Below are 22,736 nucleotides of genomic sequence, written 5' to 3'. Positions count from 1 at the left end.
CATTGGCGAAGGCAAGCAGTCAAGGTTTGACTGGCAGACAAAAAGCAGCAATTTTGTTGATTACATTAGGTCCGGAAGTATCGGCTCAGATCTTCAAACATCTGCGTGATGAGGAGATTGAGCAACTTACGTTGGAGATTGCCAACGTTCGCAAGGTTGATTCTTCCGAAAAGGACATGATCATGGCCGAGTTTCACCAGATCTGTCTGGCGCAGGAATATATCTCTCAGGGCGGTATCAATTATGCGAGAGAAATCCTGGAGAAAGCTCTGGGTTCTTCAAAAGCACTTGAAGTTATTAACCGTTTGACAGCTACGCTGCAAGTCAGACCGTTTGACTTTGCACGCAAAGCGGATCCAAATCAAATCTTGAACTTTATTCAGAATGAAAGTCCGCAAACGATCGCGCTGGTGCTGTCTTATCTTCAGTTCGAACAGGCTGCAGCGATTCTGTCATCCTTGCCACAAGAGAAGCAGGCAGATGTCGCTCGCCGGGTGGCAGTTATGGATAGTACTTCGCCAGAAGTTATCTCTCAAGTGGAGCGGGTTCTGGAGCAGAAGTTATCTTCTACCGTAACGCAGGATTACACCAATGCGGGTGGTATCGAATCGATCGTTCAGATTCTGAACGGAGTCGATCGTGGTACAGAACGTACCATTTTGGACTCGCTTGAAATTCAGGATCCGGAGCTTGCAGAGGAAATCAAAAAACGCATGTTTGTATTCGAAGATATCGTCAATGTGGATGATCGTTCGATCCAGCGTATTATTCGGGATATCGACAACGCAGATCTGCAACTTGCACTCAAGGTGGCAAGCGAAGAGGTTCGGGATGCTGTGTTCCGGAACATGTCGAAGCGGATGTCCGAAACATTCAAAGAAGAGATGGAGTTCATGGGGCCTGTGCGATTGCGTGATGTTGAGGAAGCTCAGACACGCATTGTAGGAACGATACGCAGATTGGAAGAAGCCGGTGAGATCATTATCGCACGCGGTGGAGGAGATGATATCATTGTCTAATTTGATTAAATCTTTCCAGTATGTACCCGTTGATGACCACAAAAAACTTGAAAATCATCATCATTATGGTGGTGCTGAGGAGTCTGAAACGGAATTATACGGTGATCGTGTTGAAGGTTCTGAAGCAGAAACACTTCAAGCACGCGTGGACGAAGAAACACAACGTCTTACCGCAGAAATGCTGGAAGATGCCAAGGAGTTTGCAGAAAAGCAAGTACGTGAAGCTTCAGAAGAGGCAGAACGCATGCTTCAAGAGGCCCGTGAACAGATCGAAAGCTGGTGGCAGGAACAACGACAACAGGATGAACATCTGACTGAAGCGCTTCGTTCACAAGGTTTCCAACAGGGTTTTGAAGAAGGTAAAGTACAAGCTGAACTGGATCTCCAGGTGCAGATCGATAAGATGATGATTGAAGCCCAGGAAGTGCTCAAGGAAGCTTATGTAGCTAAAGATCAGATCATTCAGGAAGCCGAACCGTTTCTTGTAGATCTCGCTTGCGGGATCGCTGAGAAGGTCATTGATAAACAACTTACCATTGAACCCGATCATACATTGGAACTGATTCGTCAGAGTTTGTCACGTAAACGGGAGCAGGGTTTAATCACACTTTGTGTTGCTCCTGATCAGTTTACATTTGTACAGGCAGCTCGTGAAGAATTGTCTCTGTCCATTGACTCACAGGCAGAACTGCAGATTTTGCCTGATTCGACGGTCAAAGATAAGGGATGTGTCATTCGTTCTTCGTTCGGAAGTGTAGATGCAAGAATTGATACACAGCTTGCCGAGATTAAAAAAGAACTGGTCCGCATAGCACTTGAGGATGAGGAGCGAAGAAATCAACATGAAGGTTCTTAGTTCACAGCGATACATGGAACATTTGCGGCAGTTCGATCCTGTTCGTATTAACGGCAAAGTTACTCAGGTCATTGGTCTTATGGTGGAGTCAGAAGGGCCAGATGCAAGTATCGGTGACGTATGTTATATCTATCCTGGTAAATCGGCCAAGCCTCTTCAAGCCGAAGTTGTTGGGTTTCGAGATAACAAAGTGCTGCTTATGCCACTGGGTGAACTTCAATCCATCGGTCCTGGTTGCGATGTAGTAGGTACGGGTAAACCACTCGGTGTTCAGGTAGGATCCGAATTGCTCGGTAAAGTATTGGACGGACTTGGACAACCGTTGGACGGTTCCCTCCTTCCATCAAGAATGCCGATGTACTCTACCTCCAATACGCCGGTCAATCCAATGGATCGTCCACGTGTACTTGAAACGATGGGTGTTGGTGTAAGAGCTATCGATGGATTGCTGACCGTAGGTAAGGGACAGCGTGTAGGTATTTTTGCCGGTTCTGGTGTTGGTAAGAGTACACTGATGGGCATGATTGCTCGTAATACAGCAGCAGATGTCAATGTCATCGCGCTTGTGGGTGAGCGTGGACGTGAGGTACGCGACTTTATTGAACGGGACCTGGGTCCAGAAGGACTGGAACGCTCCGTAGTCATTGTTGCAACTTCAGATCAGCCTGCTTTGATTCGGATCAAGGGAGCAGTTATTGCGACCACGATTGCAGAGTATTTCCGAGATCGTGGAATGAACGTGATGCTTATGATGGATTCGGTAACTCGATATGCGATGGCACAAAGGGAAGTTGGTCTGGCCGTGGGTGAACCTCCGGCAATGAGAGGATATACTCCATCGGTTTTTGCAAGTTTGCCCAAACTGCTTGAACGGGCGGGTACAGGACCTACGGGCTCGATTACAGCCTTTTACACTGTTCTGGTCGATGGGGATGACATGAATGAACCGATCGCGGATGCGGTAAGGGGTATTCTGGATGGACACATTGTGTTAAATCGATCCATTGCGAATAAAGGTCATTTTCCAGCGATTGATGTGTTAGCCAGCATAAGTCGTGTTATGAAGGATATTGCTCCTGAAGAGCAGTTGGAAGCCGTTAATAATATGAAACGTTTGATGGCTGTGTACAAAGAATCGGAAGATCTGATCAATATTGGGGCTTACCAGCGGGGATCAAATGCAGCCATAGATGAATCGATAGATCAGATTGATAGTATATGGAACTTTACCAAGCAGAAAGTCGACGAGAAAGTCACCTTAAGTGAAGTACAGGAACGTTTGATTCTTGAATTTGCAAGGAGATGAATGGGTAAACGATGAAATTTCGATATCATTTCCAGAAAGTTGTTGACCTGAAGAGTAATGAAAAAACACAGGCAGAGTGGATGTTATCCACAGCGATCGGTAAACTTCAGACGGAGGAAGAACATCTGATACAACTTCTTAATGATAGAAGTAATCTGGTCGGCATTATCCAATCTGCTACGGAAAATACAGCGTCTGTAAACAGTCTGCAGGAGATGCAGCGTTATGTACATCACCTTGACGAGTGCATTTCACGCAAAAACAGTGATGTTAAACATGCTCAGGTCAATGTGCAGCGGAATCAGACAGTTCTCAACGGTAAGATGATTGACGAAAAAGTATGGGTTGGAGCGAGAGACAAGGCCAAAATCAAATTTCAGCAGGAGATGCTCCTCCGGGAACAGAACGATCTGGACGAGATGGCTACTGTACGCTTCGCTGCCAAAGCCGGACGCGCGAATTGATGTGAGCCGGATGCGAAGTTGTCTCGTGAAGGAGGAATGAACGATGGCTGTTAAAGATGATAGCGACATGGAAAAAGAGTCGGGAGGCGGTTGGGAGAAATTTCTCATGATTTCAATCCCGATTGTATTCACCGTAGTATTACTAGGTGTATTACTTACGCTATTTAATGTAGATATTCGTAATAATTTGTTCGAATTCGCCAACAAGATACCGGTAGTCAAGGAATGGGTACCTGATCCTGTACTGGATCCGGAGAAAAAGAAGCTGGAGAAGAGTGAGCAGCAGGTTGAAAGTGCTGAAGCCACAATCGAAAAGCTGAAATCCCAGGTAACTGCCAAAGAAACAGAACTCAAGGTAGCACAGGAAGCAACAACAACCGAAGCGAAGAAAGCCACGGACCTTCAGAAGAAGTTGGATGATGCGGAAAAAGCGGCTGAAACGACTGCAGCGGCAACGCCGGAAACGGAATCCGATTATCAAAAGCAAATCAAAGATTTGGCTAAAATGTATGCTGACATGAGCCCGAGCAAAGCTGCACCGATTTTGCAAAATATGACGAATGAGGAAATGGTATTGTTGTTAAATGCCATGCAGTCATCTGCTCGGACCAAGGTGCTTGAAAAGATGGACCCGAAAACAGCAGCCGATGTCACCATGATGATGAAGGATGCCAAACCGTCCGGGGATCTGGCACTGGATGCACTGCAATCCAGATTGAAGAAAGAAACCGCAGCAACTTCAACTGCATCCACAACGACAAGCAAAAACCTGGATAAAAACCAGCTTAGTCAAACATTTGCTTCGATGTCTGCTTCAAGTGGTGCCAAGTTACTATTGGAAACATATAAGTTAAGTCCTGACAAAACATTGACCATCCTGAATTCGGTAGATGATGCAACACGCTCTCAATTGCTTGAGAACATGTCTTCAGAGGATTCGGTTGCAACTGCAAAAATTTTGAACAGATTAATGGGTAACAAGTAGATCTGATTACACTGTATAACCGAGAGGAGGTGAAAATAAATGTCGATTGTATATCAAATGGCATCCACAGCATCTGCAAAAGCAACGGGAACAGGTCAGACGACTGGAGCACAATCGAAAGGTTCAGCTGCAGGTGCCAGCGGTGAATTTCTCCAAACTCTTGCACAGTCATTATCCGGAGGAGCTACAGAAGGTGATGGTTCAAGCACTACTGGAAGCTTAACTGCCAATCCGTTGGTGTTTTCCTTTGCTACAAGTGAGGAAGGGGAAGCGACATCAATCAAGGATATACTGAATTCGTTGTTCAAGGACTTGGATTCACTTGACGAAGCTTTGGAAAATGACCCAGCTCTACTTGCAGGTTTGCAAACTCTGATTCAACAGATGTATACACAATTAAGTAATCCTTCAGATACTAATGCAGAAGGTTCAGACGAGTCTTCGACCGGAGCCGAAAGCGTAAATGCAGTACCTGCAATTGAACTGTCGCAGCATCCGGCAGCAGTACGTTTTGTTCTGCAAGATATGCTTACACAATTAGTAGCCGGAATGAATGATCCAGAGAGTAACGTTTCGAAGAATGCTCTGGAATTCAAGCAGTTGCTACAGTCTCTGCAAAGTCAGCTTCAAGAGGCTGGAGTGGATACAACTAGTAACAAAGGGTGGACTGAACTGAAATCCATACTGGATACATTGACTGTAGTTAAGGATCAGACTGCACAAGTCGCTCCAAGTACTTTGCTTCAAGCATCCAAACAGGATTCTGTCGTACCACAAGTTCTTGTTGCAGCAGTGACGAATTCTGGAACCCAAGTGAAAGATGAGGCTGAGACAACATCTGCTTCAAATGCAGGTGGAGAAGTGGAACACTCAACCATCATTACTGCAGGAGAGCTGTCCTTGCGTTCATCAGGTACAACAGCAGGAAAACCGGCTGAACCTGTAATGCAAACATCACAGTTTGCCAAAGAAATGACACAGTTTGTTGTTAACAAGCTGGATATTGTACAGCAAAAAGGATTTTCTGAGGCGACCATCTCACTTCGGCCTGAGCATCTAGGTAAGTTGGATGTGCAAATTACTTTGCAGAACGGGCAATTGGTTGCACGGTTTATGACTGAGCATACGATGGCTAAAGACATGCTTGAACAACAAATGACGCAGCTGCGTTCTTCACTTCAAGCCCAGGGAATTCAGGTGGAACGACTTGAGGTTACCCAGAACAGTTCAATCGGATCACAGATGTATCAGGACGGAGGCCGTCAGTCGGGAAGTAACTCTCAACAACAACGCCGTTCGCGTGAGCGTGAGGAACAATCGGATGATGCTATAGCTACAGCAGGGATTCAAGAAGAATTGCGTAACTGGCGTAGCGAGCAAGTTGAAGGAAATGAATTACAGAGAGATACATTCAGTGCTAAGGCTTAAACAGAAATGAGGTGAGCAAATGGCTAATGAAATTGTTTCAACGAATAATACTTGGCCGAACTATTCGGCAGCTAATAAAGCAACCACAAGTGCTGCAACAAAAGAATTAGGTAAAGATCAGTTTCTAAAAATCCTGATTACCCAGCTGCAAAACCAAGACCCGATGCAGCCGATGGAGGATAAGGAATTTATCGCTCAAATGGCACAGTTCAGCTCAGTGGAACAACTGGTCAATATTTCTACACAGCTTAAAACATTGAACCAGTCACTTGGTGCTGTATCCGGCATGATTGGCATGGAGGTAAGTTGGCTTTCTTCTAATAAAGAGGATAACGGAACTCTTCGTCAGGGTATTGTAGATTCCATCATTGTAAGAGATAGCGTTCAATACGCAAAAGTGGGCAAAGACGAAATTAAGCTGGATGAGATCATTCAGGTAAATTATCCAAAACAGGCAGAAGAGAGTCAGACTCCGGTTCAGAACGTTCAGGGAGTAGCCCCTGAAACGAACGAGAGCCAGGAAGTTGAATCATCCGCTGAACCGGCTGATACGGAAGATAGCGGGAAAACGATATGAGTGATCGCATAACGGTTGGACAATTATATGCAGGCCCGATTACCCCGAATATGCTTCAAAGACCCAAAACGGGAGAAGCATCAGCTACCCCCGAAAAACCTTTTGCAAAGGTGCTGGAAGATAATCTTCTGAAGTTGAGCAATCATGCTGCCAAACGATTGGAACAGCGTGGTATTGAACTCAAGACCGAGCAAATGGAACAGATTGGTTCTGCTTTGGACAAAGCTGCTGCCAAAGGAGCCAAAGAGTCATTGATTCTAATGCAAGATATGGCTTTTATCGTCAATGTCAAAAATCGTACTGTGGTTACAGCTATGGATAGTGAGAGCATGAAGGATAATGTGTTCACTCAAATTGATAGTGCCGTAATCATTTCTTGACCGGCTGGCCCTTCTCGGGAGCCGGAATGCCGCTGACCGACTGATGCGGTAACCAAATGAAGACTGGGAGGATTTTTAATAATGTTGAAATCAATGTACTCAGGCGTTTCCGGGATGCGGGGTTTTCAAACAAAACTCGACGTAATTGGTAACAATATTGCGAACGTAAACACGGTTGGCTTCAAAGGTAGTCGAGTTATGTTCAAAGATATTATGAGCCAAACTACGGCAGGCGTAACTGCCCCTGGCGATGCAAGTGGTGGTGTCAATGCGAAACAAATCGGCCTTGGTGTATCCGTAGGTTCAATTGATACGCTGCATCTGGCAGGTAGCCCAATGACAACGAACAATCCAACAGATCTTCGGATTAACGGTGATGGATTCTTCTTGGTACGTTTGAGTGAAGATCAGGAAGTACCTTACCTGACTCGTGCGGGAGATTTCCATGTGGATGCTGCGCGTAACCTTCTGACATCGGATGGATTGTTCGTTCTGGATAACGGTGGCGGAAATATTACCATTCCAGACGATGTCGTCTCCTTTACGATTGGTCAGGATGGAACGATTAACCAGACCATGGCAGACGGAACTATCGAAGCTGGAGCACAACTTGGTATCGGAAAAGTGGTCAATCCGGAAGGTTTAGAGAAGATCGGCGGTAACCTGTACCGTATGACAGCCAACGCGAATCCGGACGGGGCACTGGAACCATTGACAGCGAACAGTGCTGAGGACGGAACAGGAGCGATCATTGCTGGACAGCTCGAAATGTCTAATGTGGATCTGACAGGAGAGTTTACTGAGATGATCGTTGCTCAGCGTGGATTCCAGGCAAACTCCCGGATCATTACAACGTCGGATGAAATACTTCAGGAAGTTGTTAACCTGAAACGTTAATAGCTGATTAATGAATTTTTAAAACGTGGGGGAGCTTGCTCCTCCCACTCTGATCAAGGGGGCTTAGCATGATTTCGGTTACGCGGTTAAATGGTTCTCCCATGTGGTTAAATGCGCTGATGGTTGAAATTGTGGAAGAGACGCCGGATACGTATATTACTCTGGTAACTGGAAAGAGACTGATTGTGCTTGAAAAAGCCGCTGACGTTATTTCCAAGATTAAAGATTACAACCGTGAAATCGGGGTCCAGGCAGCCACTATTAAAGTGCAGCAAACGGAGGAATCCTGATGAAAAAAATGATGCCCTGGCTTGCAACGATGTTGCTTGCAATAACACTAATTGTGGTGGTTGTGATTGTATTTATGAATGGACCGAATGGGACTAAGGACGACACACATACGGCGGCAGCCACTGAAGAAAAAAAAATGACTGCGGATGAAATTGTAGAGGTATCATCAGAGCTTGCACAGATTAAAACGAATCTGGCCGATCCGGATCGTATTATTATGGTTAGTTTTTCTTTCAGGTTATCTGACAAAACAGCCAAAGAAGATTTTGAAAAAATTAAAAGCATTACGGTGAAGCCCATTATTATTCAGGCACTTGCAGACACCAAGGCTGAGGAACTGAGCTCGGCTAAGGGTATGAAACAATTCAATGAGAGACTGACAGGACTAATTAATGAGGCATTGCCTGAGCCGAAATTGAAAAGCACCAGTTTTTCAGACATTGTTATAGCACCAATGTAATGAACAGAACACGCTGTAGACCTGTAAGGGGGTGAGAACATGGTGGATGTATTATCACAAAATGAGATTGACGCCCTATTAGCAGCCCTTTCTTCTGGTGAAATGGACGCAGAAGAATTGAAGAAGGAAGAAACTCAGAAGAAAATCAGATCGTACGATTTTAAGCGGGCAGTGCGTTTTTCCAAAGACCATATCAGAAGCTTGACTCGTATTCATGAAAACTTTGCACGCTTTCTCACCACTTATTTTTCAGCCCAACTGCGGACGTTCGTTCAAATCAATGTCGTTCAGGTCGAACAGTTGCCTTATGATGAGTTTATCCGTTCTATTCCTAAGATGACGATATTGAACATTTTTGAAGCGGAGCCACTACAGGGACGAATGGTGATGGAAGTCCATCCGAACGTGGGATATGCGATGTTGGATCGCCTCCTCGGTGGAACCGGGAGTGCTCCAACAAAGATTGCATCGATGACGGAGATTGAAACGACCATCATGGAGCGGATATTCAGTCGTGCGTTTGAAAGTTTGCAGGAAGCATGGAAGACCGTGTTGGATATTACCCCGAGGATGGAAGCGCTCGAGACCAATCCGCAATTTATGCAGATTGTATCTCCCAATGAGACCATTGCTCTGATCTCGCTCAGTACCAAAATTGGTGACACGACAGGCATGATCAATCTATGTATACCGCATGTCGTTCTTGAACCTATTATGTCACGGTTGTCAACTCATCAGTGGTTTGTTTCGGAGAAGAAAACGAGAGCTCCGGAGGAGTATGATGCTCTAAAAGAGCGTGTGAACAAAGCCAAGTTACCAATCGTTGCGGAATTGGGAGAATCGAGAATTTCAATTGCAGAATTTCTGGGTCTGTCCGTTGGTGATGTCATTACGTTGAACAAACCGGTTGATGAGGGACTTTCCATTAAAGTGGGTGACAAACTGAAATACATGGGCAGTCCGGGGACAATCAAAGACCGTGTGGCTGTGCAAATAGACAAGATTGTCACCGAAGGAGTTGAAGAATTTGACGAGTAAGGATTATTTATCCCAAGAAGAAATCGATGCTTTGCTCAGGCAATCGGAATCGATAAACAGCTCGGAACCCGCTGAAAAGACGGTTGATGATTTTTTGACCGAGTTGGAGCAGGATGCCTTGGGGGAGATTGGTAACATTACATTTGGTAGCGCGGCAACAGCCTTATCCACGCTATTAGGCCTCAAAGTAGATATTACAACACCTAAAGTTTCTATCATTAGTCGAACGCAGTTTGAAGAAGCTTTTCCTAAGCCGCATGTTGCCGTTCATGTGAATTACGTGGATGGATTCGAAGGCATTAACTCACTTGTTATCAAGAAGAGAGATGCTCAAGTCATCGCTGATTTGATGCTGGGTGGCGAAGGAAATCCGGTCGATGAAGAACTGAATGAAATCCATATTAGTGCGGTACAGGAAGCGATGAACCAGATGATGGGTTCCTCTGCAACCTCAATGTCCACGATTTTTAATCGTTTTGTGAATATTTCCCCTCCGGGAATCGATATTCTCAATCTGGAGAGTGGAGAGGGTGTGAGTAATCTTCCAGCAGATGAGACCCTCATCCAAGTTTCATTTCGTTTGTTAATCGGGGATCTGATCGATTCCAATCTGATGCAGTTGCTTCCAGTGCATTTTGCCAAAAACATGGTAGATATGCTGATTGGAGGCGCTCAGGAGTCAACTGCCAGCGCACCAGTGGCATCAACACCTGAACCTGCGCCAGCAGCTGTACCAGCAACGCCACCACCAGTTGCGGAGCAGCCGCCCGTTCAACACCAACAGCCCCCACAGGCTCCTCAGCAGCCTGTTCAGGACTATAACGGATATGGACAGGCACCGATGGGGATGCCGCAAGGAATGCCGCCACAGCAGCCGTATGGCATGCCCCCACAGCAACCTTATGGTGCACCTCAACATTACGGTGGAATGCCAAATAGGAATGTTAACGTACAACCAGTTCAATTCGCCAATTTACAAAATGGGGCGTATGGTCAGGTAGACGAAAACAATTTGAATTTATTGATGGACATTCCCCTTAAAGTCACCGTAGAATTAGGAAGGACCCAGAAGCAAATTAAAGATATTTTGGAACTGTCACAGGGTTCGATTGTCGAACTGGATAAGTTAGCCGGGGAGCCTGTCGATATTTTGGTGAATAACAAACTGATCGCCAAGGGAGAAGTTGTTGTTATTGACGAAAACTTTGGTGTTCGTGTTATAGATATCGTTAGCCAATGGGACCGAATTCAGAAATTACAATAAGCACAATTTAGGGAGGACTTGAATCAAGATGGCAAACCGAATTTTAGTCGTAGACGACGCTGCATTTATGAGAATGATGATCCGGGACATTTTGTCCAAAAATGGATATGAGGTTGTTGGTGAGGCACAGGATGGCTCACAAGCAATTGAGAAATTTAAAGAGCTTCGTCCGGATCTGATCACAATGGATATTACGATGCCTGAGATGGATGGCATTGCGGCTTTGAAAGAAATCAAGAAGATTGATGCTAACGCTAAAGTAATTATGTGCTCCGCGATGGGTCAACAAGCGATGGTAATCGACGCTATTCAAGCAGGTGCTAAAGACTTTATCGTTAAACCGTTCCAATCTGACCGGGTTATCGAAGCGATTAGCAAGACACTGGGCGTTTAAGAGACATGATGATGGCTCAGGGTGATTTTCCAGAAGCAGCTGGCGCGGGAGCCAATTATTATTTACAGCTTGTATGGGTGATTGTTGTCCTGGCCGTCATCCTGGTCCTTATTGTTTATCTGATCCGGTTCTTAAACAAACGGAATCAGCAAATGTTCCGGCACGGCACAATTCGTACCCTTGGCGGGGTCGGACTGGGACAAAACAAGTCGCTGCAAATTATAGAAATTGGTGGGAGTGTGTATCTGCTTGGTGTAGGTGAAGACATCCAGTTGATAGATAAGGTTTCGGATCTGGAAGAGGCACAAAGGATCATAGATTCCTTCGAACGAGATGCTGCTGCACAACAAGGAAGTTTTTCGCCTCTCATTGCCAAGCTCGCAAAACGCTTCCGTAAAGATGAACCGCCGCGGGAAATGGAACTAGAGGACACAACTTCTTTTCACGAAATGTTTGAATCCAAACTTCGGCAGATGCCTAACCGTAAAGAGAAGATGGAGAAACTCCTGGATAAAGACAATACTACAGATCGGTCGAGGGATTCATGAAGAAAAAGATTTGGTTAGCGTGTTGCTTGCTAGGACTTATCAGTCTGGCATCTGTAACGGTTGCCTTTGCCGAGCCCATTCCGAATATTGATATTCAAATCGGAAACGGTGACGGAGGGACACCAAGCACGAGTTCATTGTCCATCATTCTGTTAATTACGGTGCTTAGCATTGCACCAGCAATGCTTGTGCTGATGACCAGTTTTACTCGGATTGTGATTGTGCTCGGTTTTGTACGTACATCTTTGGGTACACAACAAATGCCACCCAATCAGGTTTTGGTTGGCTTGGCACTATTTCTGACACTTTTCATTATGTCGCCGACGTTGTCTTCCATAAATCAGGTAGCGCTTCAGCCCTATCTTCAGGGAGACCTTACACAAACCGAGGCACTTGAAAAAGCAGCGGACCCGATAAAGAAATTTATGTTTAGTCACACCAGAGAAAAAGATCTGTTGCTGTTTATGAAGTACAATCAGACTGAACAACCAAAGACCTACCAGGATATCCCAATTACTGTTATGGTGCCGGCATATGTAATCAGTGAGTTGAAGACAGCATTCCAGATGGGGTTTATGATTTTTATTCCGTTTCTGGTTATAGACATTGTTGTCGCGAGTACACTCATGGCAATGGGGATGATGATGCTTCCGCCGGTCATGATCTCATTACCTTTCAAAATACTGCTTTTTGTCCTTGTGGACGGGTGGTATCTGGTTGTCAAGTCACTGTTGCTGAGTTTTAACACTTGATCCGGAAAGTTAAAGGAGGACGGTCATGACTTCGGAATTTATTATCGGTCTGGCCGGGAAAGCGGTATACACGTCATTGCTGGCCAGTGCACCCATGCTTATACTAGCTCTGGTTGTAGGACTTGCAATCAGTATTTTTCAAGCGACAACTCAAATTCAGGAACAAACATTAGCTTTTGTGCCCAAAATTGTTGCCGTACTTCTGGCAGTACTTTTGTTTGGACCTTGGATCTTAAATATCTTGGTCGATTTTACGTTCAACATTCTCGATAATCTATACAGATACATAGGGTAGGCTTTAGCAGATGGAGACATTGTTGCAAAGTTTCCCTGTCGCTCTGCTTATGTTTTGTCGAATCACATCATTTTTTGTAACTGCGCCAGTTTTTTCGGCTCGAAATGTGCCGGCCTCAGTTAAAATTGGCATCTCGGCATTTGTCACATTGTCTGTCTATCTGATTTATGGAGTAGACCAGACCGTACCCACCGATCTGAGCTATGTTTTATTGATCATCAGAGAGATTCTTATTGGCCTGCTTTTAGGTTTTGTGGCTTATCTATTGATGACGGCTGTTCAGACTGCAGGTACCTTTATTGACCTTCAGATTGGATTCGCTATGGCTAACGTATATGATCCGATGACAGGTGCATCAGCCCCGCTTACAGGTAACTTCAAGTATGCCTTTGCTATGCTGCTGTTTCTGACAATGAACGGACACCATCATCTGCTGGATGCCATCGTATACAGTTACCGGTGGATTCCATTATCGAACGCATTTTTCCTGCGGTTGGCAGATGGAAGTATTGCTGAATTTTTGGTTCGGACGTTAGGTGAATCATTTATGCTGGCTTTTCAGATGTCTGCACCGATTGTAGTTGCCTTGTTTTTGACGGATGTGGGATTGGGGTTTCTTGCGAAGACTGCTCCTCAATTTAATGTATTTGCTGTCGGAATGCCACTTAAGGTACTCGTCGGGGTTGCTATTTTGCTTTTGCTGGTTCCCAGTTTCTCCTTTGTATTTAGTCAATTGTTCGAAGTAATGTTCAGATCCATGGAAAAATTGCTTGGAACCATTGGACAAAGGCCCGGCTGAGTGAAACGGAGGAAAAGACACGGATGAAACTTCAACTCGACCTCCAGTTGTTTTCAGGGGAGAAGACGGAGAAAGCTACCCCGAAAAAGAGACAGGATACACGAAAAAAAGGACAGGTTGTCAAAAGCGCTGAACTATCTGGCGCATCCATTCTTCTATTCGCGTTTTTGATCATGATGGTATTCAGCAATTTCTATAAAGAACGTATAGTTCGTCTGTTCACAGATATCTTCATCAATCGATTGAGTATGGAAATCACTGGAGAGAATGTGATGGCGCTTATGATGCGCTATGGCATTGAAGTTTTGTTATTGATTGCTCCCGTTTTGCTGGGTGCGGTACTGGTTGCTTTGATCGTTAACTACATGCAAGTTGGTTTTCTTCTTGTAGGGGAAGGTTTGAAGCCAAAACTTGAGAAACTGGACCCAATTAAAGGTTTCAAAAATATTTTCTCTCTCCGTTCATTAGTGGAATTTGCTAAATCCATTTTGAAAATGTCGATTATCGGTTATCTCGTTTACAGTACAATTAAGGGCTACCAGTCAGATATTGCTTCACTTTCTCATTTTTCATTGGATGCTATATTACATTTCGCTGCGTCGATCACTTTAAGTCTTGGTATCAAGATTGCAGCGGCATTGATGATACTTGCGATATTTGATTACATGTATCAGAAGTATGACCATGAGAAGAAGATCCGTATGTCCAAGCAAGACATTAAGGATGAGTATAAGAAAATGGAAGGTGATCCGCTGATCAAAGGTAAAATTCGGGAACGCCAGCGTCGTATGGCTATGCAGCGTATGATGCAGGAAGTACCGAATGCGGATGTAATCATCACAAACCCGACCCACTTTGCGGTTGCGTTAAAGTATGAAGGTTCCGAGATGGAGGCACCGCAGATTATTGCCAAAGGTCAGGATTATGTCGCCTTGCGTATTAAGGAAATTGCCAAAGAAAACGGTGTTATTACGATGGAAAACAAGCCGTTAGCACGGGCATTGTTCCAGAGAGCCGAGATTGGTGACGCCATACCGGCCGATTTGTTTCAAGCGGTAGCCGAAGTGCTGGCTTATGTATATAAACTAAAGGGCAGAACGAAATAAAAGGGGATCGGAGGCCGTACATTCATTGAAGATTAAAGATATAGCTGTCCTTGCGGGTATCATTGGCATTGTGTTGATGATGATTCTTCCGATCCCGACCTGGCTGTTAGACTTGTTGCTGGTCGTCAATATTTCAATTGCTCTGATGATACTCCTCGTTGCAATGAATAGCAAAGAAGCGTTGCAGTTTTCTATTTTTCCAGCTTTGCTGTTGATCACTACACTATTCCGACTGGCACTGAATATTTCGACAACCAAGCTAATCCTTGGTGAAGGGGATGCCGGAGCCGTAGTTGCTACCTTTGGTAGTTGGATTGCTGGAGGGCAAATTGCGATTGGATTTATCGTATTTTTGATCCTCGTTGTCGTTCAGTTTATCGTTATTACAAAGGGGTCTGAACGTGTAGCTGAAGTTGCTGCCCGATTCACCCTCGATGCGATGCCTGGTAAACAAATGAGTATTGATGCGGATCTGAATGCGGGTCTGATCAACGAGCAACAAGCTCGTGAGCGTCGTTCCAAAATTGAACGTGAAGCCGACTTCTATGGAGCGATGGATGGAGCAAGTAAATTCGTAAAAGGTGACGCAATTGCAAGTATTATCATCCTCCTGATCAATCTCATTGGTGGATTTATTATCGGTATGACTGTGCATGGTATGGCTTTCGCAGATGCAATGTCAACGTATTCTGTATTGACCATTGGAGATGGATTGGTAAGCCAAATCCCTGCTCTCCTTATTTCCACAGCAGCAGGACTGATCGTCACCAGAGCGTCATCAGAAGGAAACTTGGCAGATGATATTACGGGGCAACTGTTTACATATCCAATACTTATTTATATCGTAGCTTTCGTTATTGCCATGCTCGGTTTCTTCACACCAATTCATGTTATTACTACGCTTCCGTTAGCAGGTGTGTTGGCATATGCCGCGTGGCGTATGCAGAATAATCTGAATATGAAACAAGTAGCGGAAGAACAGTTGGAAGAAGAACAGCAGATTGAAGAGGTTAGAAGTCCTGAAAGTGTAATTAACCTGCTTCAGGTGGACCCTATTGAGTTTGAATTTGGTTATGGTTTAATCCCGCTTGCTGATAATCAGCAGGGTGGGGACTTATTGGATCGGATCATTATGATTCGGAGGCAGTGTGCTCTTGAACTGGGGTTGGTCGTTCCGGTCATACGGATTCGAGATAATATCCAGCTCAGACCCAATGAGTATGTTATCAAAATCAAGGGTAATGTGGTAGGCGGAGGAGAGCTGTTGTTGAATCATTACCTTGCCATGAGTCCTGGCTATGATGAGGAGTCCGTGACAGGTATTGAAACGACAGAGCCGGCTTTTGGACTTCCAGCACTTTGGATTGATGAAGTAACCAAGGACAGAGCGGAACTTGCAGGATATACAGTCGTAGACCCGCCTTCCGTTGTAGCTACACATCTCACAGAACTGATTAAGAAGCATGCGCATGAGTTACTTGGAAGACAAGAGACAAAAGCACTTGTGGATAATCTTAGAGAGAACTATTCTGCCCTTGTGGATGAACTGATCCCTTCTCTACTTTCCATTGGTGATGTACAGAAAGTGCTTGCCAAGTTATTGCGTGAGAAAATATCTATTCGGGATATGGTTACGATCTTTGAGACACTGGCTGACTATGGTACGTATACGAAGGATCCTGATGTGCTGACTGAATACGTCAGACAATCCCTCTCACGTCAGATTACTCAGCAGTTCTCACAGAAAGGTGAAACACTTCGAGTGATCACGGTTGGACCTGGTCTTGAGAAGAAAATTGCTGAAAGTGTGCAACAATCGGATCAAGGCAGCTATCTTGCGCTAGACCCTGTTTCTACACAAAGTGTGTATCAGAAGCTGAGTGAACAAGTGAACCGTTTGATTCAATCGGGTCAACAACCTGTTGTGTTAACTTCTCCAACCATTCGGATGTATCTGCGTCAGGTTATTGAACGTACTATGCAGGACATTCCAGTGCTTTCCTACAGCGAGTTGGAGCCGAATGTTGAAATTCAAAGTATCGGGGTGGTGAACTTATGAGAGTAAAACAATACGTTGTTGAGACCATGCCCGAAGCTATGCTTCAAATTCGCAAAGACCTGGGAAGTGATGCCGTCATTCTGTCGACCAAAGAGATTAAGGTGGGCGGTGTGATGGGAATGTTTCGCAAAAAACGGATCGAAGTTGTAGCTGCAGTGGATAAGGAAGAAAACAAGCAAACAACAAAGCCAGTACAAAATCAATTCACACCAGTACCTCGTGCATATGTACCTGAGGCTTATCGGCAAACAGCTCGTTCGTTTGTTGCGGCTTATGATGAGTCGGCTACAACGAATACAGCAGATCAAAGTGTACAGGACAAATCTGCGGCTGCGCCGTCTGTGTTTGAATCGCGGAATATCGGTTCAGACATGGACAGTGGCTCAGGTTCTTCGAGCACCGATCATAAACCGCGACCGCAAGGGGCGGATTTTTCGGGTTCAACAACTGGCACGAAGCCAACAGGATCAGACCTGCAGCAGGATAAGTTGATGACTGAATTGCAGGATCTTAAACAGATGGTGACCAGGCTTTCAAAGCAAGGTACTTCTGCGGACCCTGTGCCAGAGGAACTGCATACGATCCGAGAACGTTTGACAGAACAAGATGTATGGCCTGAAGTATGGGAATCCTGGTTTGATTCAATTCAAGCAAAATTCTCTGAGGATGAATTGAAAGAGCAGGATGTAGAACAAGTAATGAAGCTTGAGGTCACGCATTTTTTGGAGCAACGTATTGAAGAAGGCATTCTTCCTACCACGCGAATCGTCTATGTAGCTGGACCAACCGGTGTAGGGAAAACCACGACAATTGCAAAATTGGCTGCTGAACAAATGTTCAAAAAACAGCGTAAAGTTGGATTCATTACATCAGACACGTATCGGATCTCGGCGGTAGAACAGCTTAGAACATATGCATCTATACTGAATGTTCCACTTGAGGTGGTGCAATCGCCCGGTGATACACAACGTGCCATTTCTCGATTAGAGAATTGTGACTTGATCTTTATGGATACAGCGGGTAGAAATTACAGAAATGAATTACTTGTTTCGGAACTGCAAAGCTTGCTTGCTCCTGTAGAGAATAGCGAAACCTTTCTGGTCATGAGTATGACTTCCAAAAGTGCTGATATGGTTCAGATTACGGAACATTTCAGTAAATATGGTCTGGATAAGGTGATTTTCACCAAAATGGATGAGACTGGGAGCTGCGGTCCGCTATTTAACTTGTTGCACCGTTTTCCACTCAAGCTCGCATATGTGGCAAATGGACAAAATGTTCCTGACGATTTGTTGAAGCCGGATGCAGATTCGTTGTCTAAACAGTTGCTGGGAGAATGGTCACAATGAAGGATCAGGCAGCTGCACTTCGAAGTATGGTCACCGCGCCATTGGAATTGGAAGGCAATGAGCGAGATATTCGATCCTCGAAAATCATTACTGTGGCCAGTGGTAAGGGAGGTGTTGGTAAATCCAATTTTACACTGAACTTTGCCTTGGCATTGCAGGCTTTGGGGAGAAAGGTACTTGTGTTTGATGCCGATATTGGAATGGCTAATATTGATGTTCTTATGGGTACGTCTTCTTCCTATAATCTTTACCACCTATTATACCGACAAAAATCTATAAGGGAAATCATACAACTGGGTGCCAGTGGCTTGCCTTACATTGCTGGAGGATCGGGCATGAAAGAGTTGTTCTCATTGTCTGATCGTGATCTGGAGTTCTTCGCCAGTCAAGTGGAGGATATTGCCCAGGAAATGGACTATGTCATCTTTGACACTGGGGCAGGACTCTCCAGAGAGAATATGAAGTTCATCGGTGCTGCCGATGAATGCCTGATTATAACCACACCTGAACCGACTTCAATAACCGATGCTTATGCTTTAGTCAAAGTTATGCACGGCCAGGAAAATGCTACGCCCTTTCGGATGATCGTTAACCGGGTGGAAGACGAACGAGAAGCGGAACGGGTGGCAGATAAAATAGCTGGAGTGGCAAGGCGGTTTTTGCAGACGGATATTCCGCTGCTTGGGTATATTTCAGAAGACGCCCAGGTAGTCAAGGCGGTTAAAAGGCAAATGCCCTATAGTCTGGCTTATCCCAATGCCAAAGCCTCCAAAGATATAGAGAAACTTGCTCTTCGTTATTTGGCTGTACCTGCAACTCCGGGATCCGGAACCTTGACAGGAATCAGGGGATTTATGAATAAGTGGCTTAAACGGACAACATGATTTCTGAATAAAGGAAACAGGGGTGACACAACATGGCGGTGTATCAAGTATTGGTTGTCGATGATTCCGCTTTTATGCGTAAGATTGTTACGGATTTGATCCAAGCGGATCCGGAATTCAAGGTCACGGCAACGGCATCAAACGGTAGAGAAGCGATTCAAAAATCACTAGAATTGAAACCCGATATTATTACAATGGACGTTGAGATGCCCGAAATGAATGGGTTGGACGCATTAAAATCAATTATGAAGGAATCCTTCGTTCCTGTGATTATGCTCTCTGGTATCAATGAACAAGGCATGAAAGAAACCATTATGGCACTTGAAGCTGGGGCATTTGACTTCATTCGCAAACCATCTATTTCACATGACCAGGATATTGCTCAAGTCGGTAAAGCCTTGGTTGAGCGCATGCGTGCTGCGATGAATGAGATCAAACGAAAAGCTGATCGTGAGTTATCCATGAAAAATAGAGACATGTTCCGAGGAGCAGTTGCTCCCCCAACTCAGCCAGTGCAGAAAGAAATGCCGGCCAGGGAGCCAGCGGAGCCTGTAAAAAAAACGATCGAACCTGTCCAGACGAGTCAACGCTCTCTTCGGGAGCGGACTGAAGTCTTTCAGGCTAAATCAAAGAAACCAATTGAACCATTATCACCTCCGAAACCAGGCCGAGTAGAGAATAAACCGGAGCCATTGCCGAAGGTAGGGCGTAATTCGGGGACGAATGCAGAAAAAGCAGTGCGGTCAGCTAATCCACTACAGACACAAAAGGAAGTTCGACTACCAAATGCAGCTAGAGTGGCGGCTGATCAAATAGCGGCAACCTCTGCCTCTGCAAAAGCGAAGGATGTAATCAAGCCTAATCCTGTCCCCAAAGGTGCAGTGGGGCTGGAAGGAACATTCAACAAGCTTGTGGCAATAGGTTGTTCTACGGGTGGACCGAGAGCTCTCAAGACATTGCTCGAGCAGTTGCCTGCTGATTTGCCGGCACCGGTCATTATTGTGCAGCATATGCCGCCCAATTTCACACGTTCTCTGGCTCAACGATTGAATACGTTCAGTCCACTGCATGTGGTTGAAGCTGAAGAAGGTATGGTTCTGAAAAAAGGAACCGCCTATATAGCACCCGGCGGATTCCATGTGAAAGTTAACAAAACAGCAGACGGGAAGTTTATCGTGAAGCTGACTGAAGATCAACCAGTGAATGGACATAGACCTTCAGTGGATACGATGTTTGAGTCACTTCTGCCGTTTACATCTTTACAAAGGCATCTTGTTTTGCTGACGGGAATGGGAAGTGATGGAGCACGTATGATGAAGAGATTATACGAAGCTGGAGTTACATCAACCTTTGCCGAGAATGAAGAAACATGTGTTGTATATGGTATGCCGCGTTCTGCTGTAGAGTTGCAATGCGTTCGTCATCTTCTGCCATTGCAGGAGATTGCTTCTAAACTTGTTCAAGCAGTGAAATAACGGAGTGTAACTCACGAAGGAGGTGCCTCACAATGGACATGAACCAATATTTATCCATGTTTATTGATGAGTCTAATGATCATCTGCAATCGCTTAACGAAAACATGCTTCAACTTGAAGGCAATCCGGAAGACCTGGGCATAGTTCAGGTTATATTCCGCTCTGCTCATACCTTGAAGGGTATGGCAGCAACAATGGGCTTTGAAGATTTGGCATCACTGACACATAAAATGGAAAATGTGTTGGATCTGGTTCGTAATGAGAAGTTGAAAATGAAGGATTACATTTTTGATACCATGTTCAAGAGTCTGGACGCTTTGGAAACCATGGTTCAGGATATTACCGAAGGTGGACAAGGTAAAGCAGATGTGTCGTCAATCGTAGCTTCACTTCAGGCTATTGAAAATGGTGAAATGACAAGCGGAGATGGACCTGCTACGGAAACAAACAAGCCGGGTAACGCTTCAATCTCTTCGGCTGTCGAGCTGGATGAATTCCAATATTCAGTGCTGGATCAGTCGATCGCCGAAGGTCATCGTGTGTTCTACGTGGATGTGCTTGTTAGCGAGCATAGCCAGTTAAAAGGTGTACGGGCTTATATGGTCTTTGATATGCTGGAACGTTCAGGTGAAGTCGTTAAGGCTTACCCATCCGTTCAGGATATTGAGCAGGAGAAGTTTGAGCGCAGTTTCTCGTTGTATTACATAACAACTAAAGAGGCGCACGAACTGGAAGAAGGCATCATGAGTATCTCTGAAATTGAAAGTGCGAAGCTCATTCAACTGGATCAGGAGACTCTTCAGCAGATGGCCAATCAGGTAGCAGCTACAGTTGAAGCGCCACCCGCACCAACAGATGTAGCTGAGGTTGCTTCGCCGGATAAGAATTCTGTAGCCAAAGAAGAAGCCACGACGGCACCAGCTAAAACAGCTGCACCGAAGCAAGCTGCTGCACCTTCACGTACCATTCGTGTGGATATTGAACGTCTCGATGTATTGATGAACCTGTTCAGTGAATTGTTGATTGACCGTTCACGTCTGGAGCAACTGGCCAGTGAGACAGGCAACAATGATTTATCCGATACAGTAGCACATTTAAGTCGAGTTAGCACAGATTTGCAAAATATTGTACTGAAATTGCGGATGGTTCCGGTAGATACCGTATTTAACCGATTCCCGCGTATGATCCGTGATCTGGCTAAGACACTTGATAAAAAAATCGATCTGGTCATTACAGGTGCTGAGACGGAACTGGACCGTACGGTAATTGATGAGATTGGTGATCCGCTTGTGCATTTACTGCGTAACGCGGTTGACCATGGTGTGGAATCCATTGCAGAGCGTGTAGCTGCAGGTAAACCAGAGATGGGTACAGTAAACCTGCGTGCCTTCCACAGTGGAAATCACGTATTTATCGAGATTGAAGATGATGGTAAGGGTATCTATCGCGACAAGCTTTTGAAAACCGCAATCAAACGTGGTGTTGTAACCGAAGAACAAGGTGCCAAGATGAGTGACGATGAAGTGAATCAACTGTTGTTCGCACCTGGTTTTAGTACTGCTGATATTATCTCGGATATCTCTGGCCGGGGCGTTGGCTTGGATGTAGTAAAATCGAAGATCACTTCGCTTGGCGGTAATGTAACGATTCATTCAACTCCAGGCAAAGGCACGAACTTCTCTGTTCAGCTTCCGTTGACTCTATCCATTATTGCTGCAATGCTTGTACGACTTGGTTCAGAGAAATACGCTGTTCCGTTATCCTCCATTGTAGAGACGGCCATTGTACAACGTGAGCAAGTTCGTAATATTCACGGTAATAAAATGATAACGTTCCGTGAGTCACTGATTCCGTACTTGTCCTTGAGCGAAGTTTTCTCCGTACCGGATTTCAATGACGCTGATGAGCAGGAGACAGAAATTGTCGTGATTCGCAAAGGCGACCGTCTTGCAGCCGTAGCTGTCGAAGAGTTTATTGGACAAAGTGAGATTGTTCTCAAATCAATGGGAACCTATCTTCCTGCTATTGAAGGAATCTCTGGAGCAACCATTCTCGGAGATGGACAAGTAGCCCTGATTCTTGATCCTAATGCATTTATTAAATAAGCATA

Annotated in this window: 24 protein-coding genes; all 24 read left to right on the top strand. The window is 45.1% G+C overall.

Features of this window, described 5'->3' with window-relative positions; genetic code table 11:
- The first annotated feature begins 2 nt into the window (after window positions 1–2).
- The 24 genes from fliG to QVE09_RS07460 all read left to right on the top strand — a co-directional run bounded on the left by fliG (window position 3) and on the right by QVE09_RS07460 (window position 22,731).
- Window positions 3–1,019: a flagellar motor switch protein FliG gene (gene fliG, locus QVE09_RS07575; RefSeq protein WP_047842476.1), complete on the top strand. Its 1,017-nt coding sequence runs from the start codon at window positions 3–5 to the stop codon at window positions 1,017–1,019.
- The gene (locus tag QVE09_RS07570) at window positions 1,012–1,875 is read left to right on the top strand and encodes a FliH/SctL family protein (RefSeq protein ID WP_315936333.1); all 864 of its coding nucleotides are present in this window, start codon (window positions 1,012–1,014) and stop codon (window positions 1,873–1,875) included. The genes fliG and QVE09_RS07570 overlap by 8 nt, the downstream gene beginning before the upstream one ends.
- Window positions 1,862–3,181: a flagellar protein export ATPase FliI gene (gene fliI, locus QVE09_RS07565; protein ID WP_036609365.1), complete on the top strand. Its 1,320-nt coding sequence runs from the start codon at window positions 1,862–1,864 to the stop codon at window positions 3,179–3,181. Before QVE09_RS07570 ends, fliI begins: the two co-directional genes overlap by 14 nt.
- A gap of 11 nt (window positions 3,182–3,192) precedes the next feature.
- Complete coding sequence (gene fliJ / locus QVE09_RS07560) at window positions 3,193–3,645, top strand: flagellar export protein FliJ (protein ID WP_315936332.1); 453 nt, start codon at window positions 3,193–3,195, stop codon at window positions 3,643–3,645.
- 43 nt (window positions 3,646–3,688) lie between these two features.
- On the top strand, window positions 3,689–4,630 hold the full coding sequence (locus QVE09_RS07555; protein ID WP_315936331.1) for a MotE family protein: 942 nt from the start codon (window positions 3,689–3,691) through the stop codon (window positions 4,628–4,630).
- A gap of 39 nt (window positions 4,631–4,669) precedes the next feature.
- Window positions 4,670–6,058: a flagellar hook-length control protein FliK gene (locus QVE09_RS07550; RefSeq protein WP_315936330.1), complete on the top strand. Its 1,389-nt coding sequence runs from the start codon at window positions 4,670–4,672 to the stop codon at window positions 6,056–6,058.
- Between the two features lie 19 nt (window positions 6,059–6,077).
- Window positions 6,078–6,635, top strand: a complete 558-nt coding sequence (locus tag QVE09_RS07545; protein WP_315936329.1) for a flagellar hook capping FlgD N-terminal domain-containing protein — start codon at window positions 6,078–6,080, stop codon at window positions 6,633–6,635.
- 50 nt (window positions 6,636–6,685) lie between these two features.
- Window positions 6,686–7,015, top strand: a complete 330-nt coding sequence (locus QVE09_RS07540) for a TIGR02530 family flagellar biosynthesis protein (protein ID WP_397387027.1) — start codon at window positions 6,686–6,688, stop codon at window positions 7,013–7,015.
- Window positions 7,016–7,096: 81 nt separating this feature from the next.
- Window positions 7,097–7,912 carry a flagellar basal body rod protein FlgG gene (gene flgG / locus QVE09_RS07535; RefSeq protein WP_315936327.1) on the top strand — a complete coding sequence of 272 codons (816 nt, stop codon included), beginning with the start codon at window positions 7,097–7,099 and terminating at the stop codon, window positions 7,910–7,912.
- Window positions 7,913–7,980: 68 nt separating this feature from the next.
- On the top strand, window positions 7,981–8,202 hold the full coding sequence (locus QVE09_RS07530; protein WP_017689179.1) for a flagellar FlbD family protein: 222 nt from the start codon (window positions 7,981–7,983) through the stop codon (window positions 8,200–8,202).
- Window positions 8,202–8,663, top strand: coding sequence for a flagellar basal body-associated FliL family protein (locus tag QVE09_RS07525; RefSeq protein WP_315936326.1), 462 nt, complete (start codon window positions 8,202–8,204; stop codon window positions 8,661–8,663). The genes QVE09_RS07530 and QVE09_RS07525 overlap by 1 nt, the downstream gene beginning before the upstream one ends.
- A gap of 39 nt (window positions 8,664–8,702) precedes the next feature.
- Window positions 8,703–9,701: a flagellar motor switch protein FliM gene (gene fliM / locus QVE09_RS07520; protein ID WP_017689177.1), complete on the top strand. Its 999-nt coding sequence runs from the start codon at window positions 8,703–8,705 to the stop codon at window positions 9,699–9,701.
- Window positions 9,691–10,965: a flagellar motor switch phosphatase FliY gene (gene fliY, locus QVE09_RS07515; protein WP_091031895.1), complete on the top strand. Its 1,275-nt coding sequence runs from the start codon at window positions 9,691–9,693 to the stop codon at window positions 10,963–10,965. Before fliM ends, fliY begins: the two co-directional genes overlap by 11 nt.
- A 28-nt stretch (window positions 10,966–10,993) precedes the next feature.
- On the top strand, window positions 10,994–11,359 hold the full coding sequence (locus QVE09_RS07510) for a response regulator (protein WP_017689175.1): 366 nt from the start codon (window positions 10,994–10,996) through the stop codon (window positions 11,357–11,359).
- Between the two features lie 11 nt (window positions 11,360–11,370).
- Window positions 11,371–11,907 (top strand): flagellar biosynthetic protein FliO, encoded by a 537-nt coding sequence (locus tag QVE09_RS07505; RefSeq protein WP_315936879.1) that lies wholly within the window; start codon window positions 11,371–11,373, stop codon window positions 11,905–11,907.
- A complete protein-coding gene (gene fliP, locus QVE09_RS07500; protein ID WP_315936325.1) occupies window positions 11,904–12,659 on the top strand; it encodes a flagellar type III secretion system pore protein FliP in 756 nt (251 codons plus the stop codon). Before QVE09_RS07505 ends, fliP begins: the two co-directional genes overlap by 4 nt.
- 25 nt (window positions 12,660–12,684) lie before the next feature.
- Entirely contained in the window at window positions 12,685–12,954 is a 270-nt protein-coding gene (gene fliQ, locus QVE09_RS07495; RefSeq protein WP_047842485.1) for a flagellar biosynthesis protein FliQ, read from the top strand.
- 10 nt (window positions 12,955–12,964) lie between these two features.
- Entirely contained in the window at window positions 12,965–13,753 is a 789-nt protein-coding gene (gene fliR / locus QVE09_RS07490; protein ID WP_315936324.1) for a flagellar biosynthetic protein FliR, read from the top strand.
- A gap of 23 nt (window positions 13,754–13,776) precedes the next feature.
- The gene (gene flhB / locus QVE09_RS07485) at window positions 13,777–14,859 is read left to right on the top strand and encodes a flagellar biosynthesis protein FlhB (protein ID WP_206105731.1); all 1,083 of its coding nucleotides are present in this window, start codon (window positions 13,777–13,779) and stop codon (window positions 14,857–14,859) included.
- A 25-nt stretch (window positions 14,860–14,884) separates the two neighbouring features.
- Window positions 14,885–16,918 (top strand): flagellar biosynthesis protein FlhA, encoded by a 2,034-nt coding sequence (flhA, locus tag QVE09_RS07480; RefSeq protein WP_133384326.1) that lies wholly within the window; start codon window positions 14,885–14,887, stop codon window positions 16,916–16,918.
- Complete coding sequence (gene flhF, locus QVE09_RS07475) at window positions 16,915–18,267, top strand: flagellar biosynthesis GTPase FlhF (RefSeq protein WP_315936323.1); 1,353 nt, start codon at window positions 16,915–16,917, stop codon at window positions 18,265–18,267. The genes flhA and flhF overlap by 4 nt, the downstream gene beginning before the upstream one ends.
- Window positions 18,264–19,151: a MinD/ParA family protein gene (locus QVE09_RS07470; protein ID WP_315936322.1), complete on the top strand. Its 888-nt coding sequence runs from the start codon at window positions 18,264–18,266 to the stop codon at window positions 19,149–19,151. Before flhF ends, QVE09_RS07470 begins: the two co-directional genes overlap by 4 nt.
- A 32-nt stretch (window positions 19,152–19,183) precedes the next feature.
- Window positions 19,184–20,626, top strand: coding sequence for a chemotaxis protein CheB (locus tag QVE09_RS07465; RefSeq protein ID WP_315936321.1), 1,443 nt, complete (start codon window positions 19,184–19,186; stop codon window positions 20,624–20,626).
- Window positions 20,627–20,658: 32 nt separating this feature from the next.
- Window positions 20,659–22,731, top strand: coding sequence for a chemotaxis protein CheW (locus QVE09_RS07460; protein WP_315936320.1), 2,073 nt, complete (start codon window positions 20,659–20,661; stop codon window positions 22,729–22,731).
- Window positions 22,732–22,736 lie beyond the last annotated feature (5 nt).

The sequence above is a fragment of the Paenibacillus sp. ClWae2A genome (assembly GCF_032452295.1).
GTDB lineage: Bacteria > Bacillota > Bacilli > Paenibacillales > Paenibacillaceae > Paenibacillus.
The sequence above is the reverse complement of the archived record's forward strand: the minus strand, read 5'-3'. Positions and strand labels throughout refer to the sequence as shown.

Coding starts and splice junctions, on each gene's coding strand:
- fliI (WP_036609365.1), top strand. CDS start 1,862: ATGAAGGTTCTTAGTTCACAGCGATACATGGAACATTTGCGGCAGTTC.
- fliJ (WP_315936332.1), top strand. CDS start 3,193: ATGAAATTTCGATATCATTTCCAGAAAGTTGTTGACCTGAAGAGTAAT.
- QVE09_RS07555 (WP_315936331.1), top strand. CDS start 3,689: ATGGCTGTTAAAGATGATAGCGACATGGAAAAAGAGTCGGGAGGCGGT.
- QVE09_RS07550 (WP_315936330.1), top strand. CDS start 4,670: ATGTCGATTGTATATCAAATGGCATCCACAGCATCTGCAAAAGCAACG.
- QVE09_RS07545 (WP_315936329.1), top strand. CDS start 6,078: ATGGCTAATGAAATTGTTTCAACGAATAATACTTGGCCGAACTATTCG.
- QVE09_RS07540 (WP_397387027.1), top strand. CDS start 6,686: ATGCTTCAAAGACCCAAAACGGGAGAAGCATCAGCTACCCCCGAAAAA.
- flgG (WP_315936327.1), top strand. CDS start 7,097: ATGTTGAAATCAATGTACTCAGGCGTTTCCGGGATGCGGGGTTTTCAA.
- QVE09_RS07530 (WP_017689179.1), top strand. CDS start 7,981: ATGATTTCGGTTACGCGGTTAAATGGTTCTCCCATGTGGTTAAATGCG.
- QVE09_RS07525 (WP_315936326.1), top strand. CDS start 8,202: ATGAAAAAAATGATGCCCTGGCTTGCAACGATGTTGCTTGCAATAACA.
- fliM (WP_017689177.1), top strand. CDS start 8,703: ATGGTGGATGTATTATCACAAAATGAGATTGACGCCCTATTAGCAGCC.
- QVE09_RS07510 (WP_017689175.1), top strand. CDS start 10,994: ATGGCAAACCGAATTTTAGTCGTAGACGACGCTGCATTTATGAGAATG.
- QVE09_RS07505 (WP_315936879.1), top strand. CDS start 11,371: ATGGCTCAGGGTGATTTTCCAGAAGCAGCTGGCGCGGGAGCCAATTAT.
- fliP (WP_315936325.1), top strand. CDS start 11,904: ATGAAGAAAAAGATTTGGTTAGCGTGTTGCTTGCTAGGACTTATCAGT.
- fliQ (WP_047842485.1), top strand. CDS start 12,685: ATGACTTCGGAATTTATTATCGGTCTGGCCGGGAAAGCGGTATACACG.
- fliR (WP_315936324.1), top strand. CDS start 12,965: ATGGAGACATTGTTGCAAAGTTTCCCTGTCGCTCTGCTTATGTTTTGT.
- flhB (WP_206105731.1), top strand. CDS start 13,777: ATGAAACTTCAACTCGACCTCCAGTTGTTTTCAGGGGAGAAGACGGAG.
- flhF (WP_315936323.1), top strand. CDS start 16,915: ATGAGAGTAAAACAATACGTTGTTGAGACCATGCCCGAAGCTATGCTT.
- QVE09_RS07470 (WP_315936322.1), top strand. CDS start 18,264: ATGAAGGATCAGGCAGCTGCACTTCGAAGTATGGTCACCGCGCCATTG.
- QVE09_RS07465 (WP_315936321.1), top strand. CDS start 19,184: ATGGCGGTGTATCAAGTATTGGTTGTCGATGATTCCGCTTTTATGCGT.
- QVE09_RS07460 (WP_315936320.1), top strand. CDS start 20,659: ATGGACATGAACCAATATTTATCCATGTTTATTGATGAGTCTAATGAT.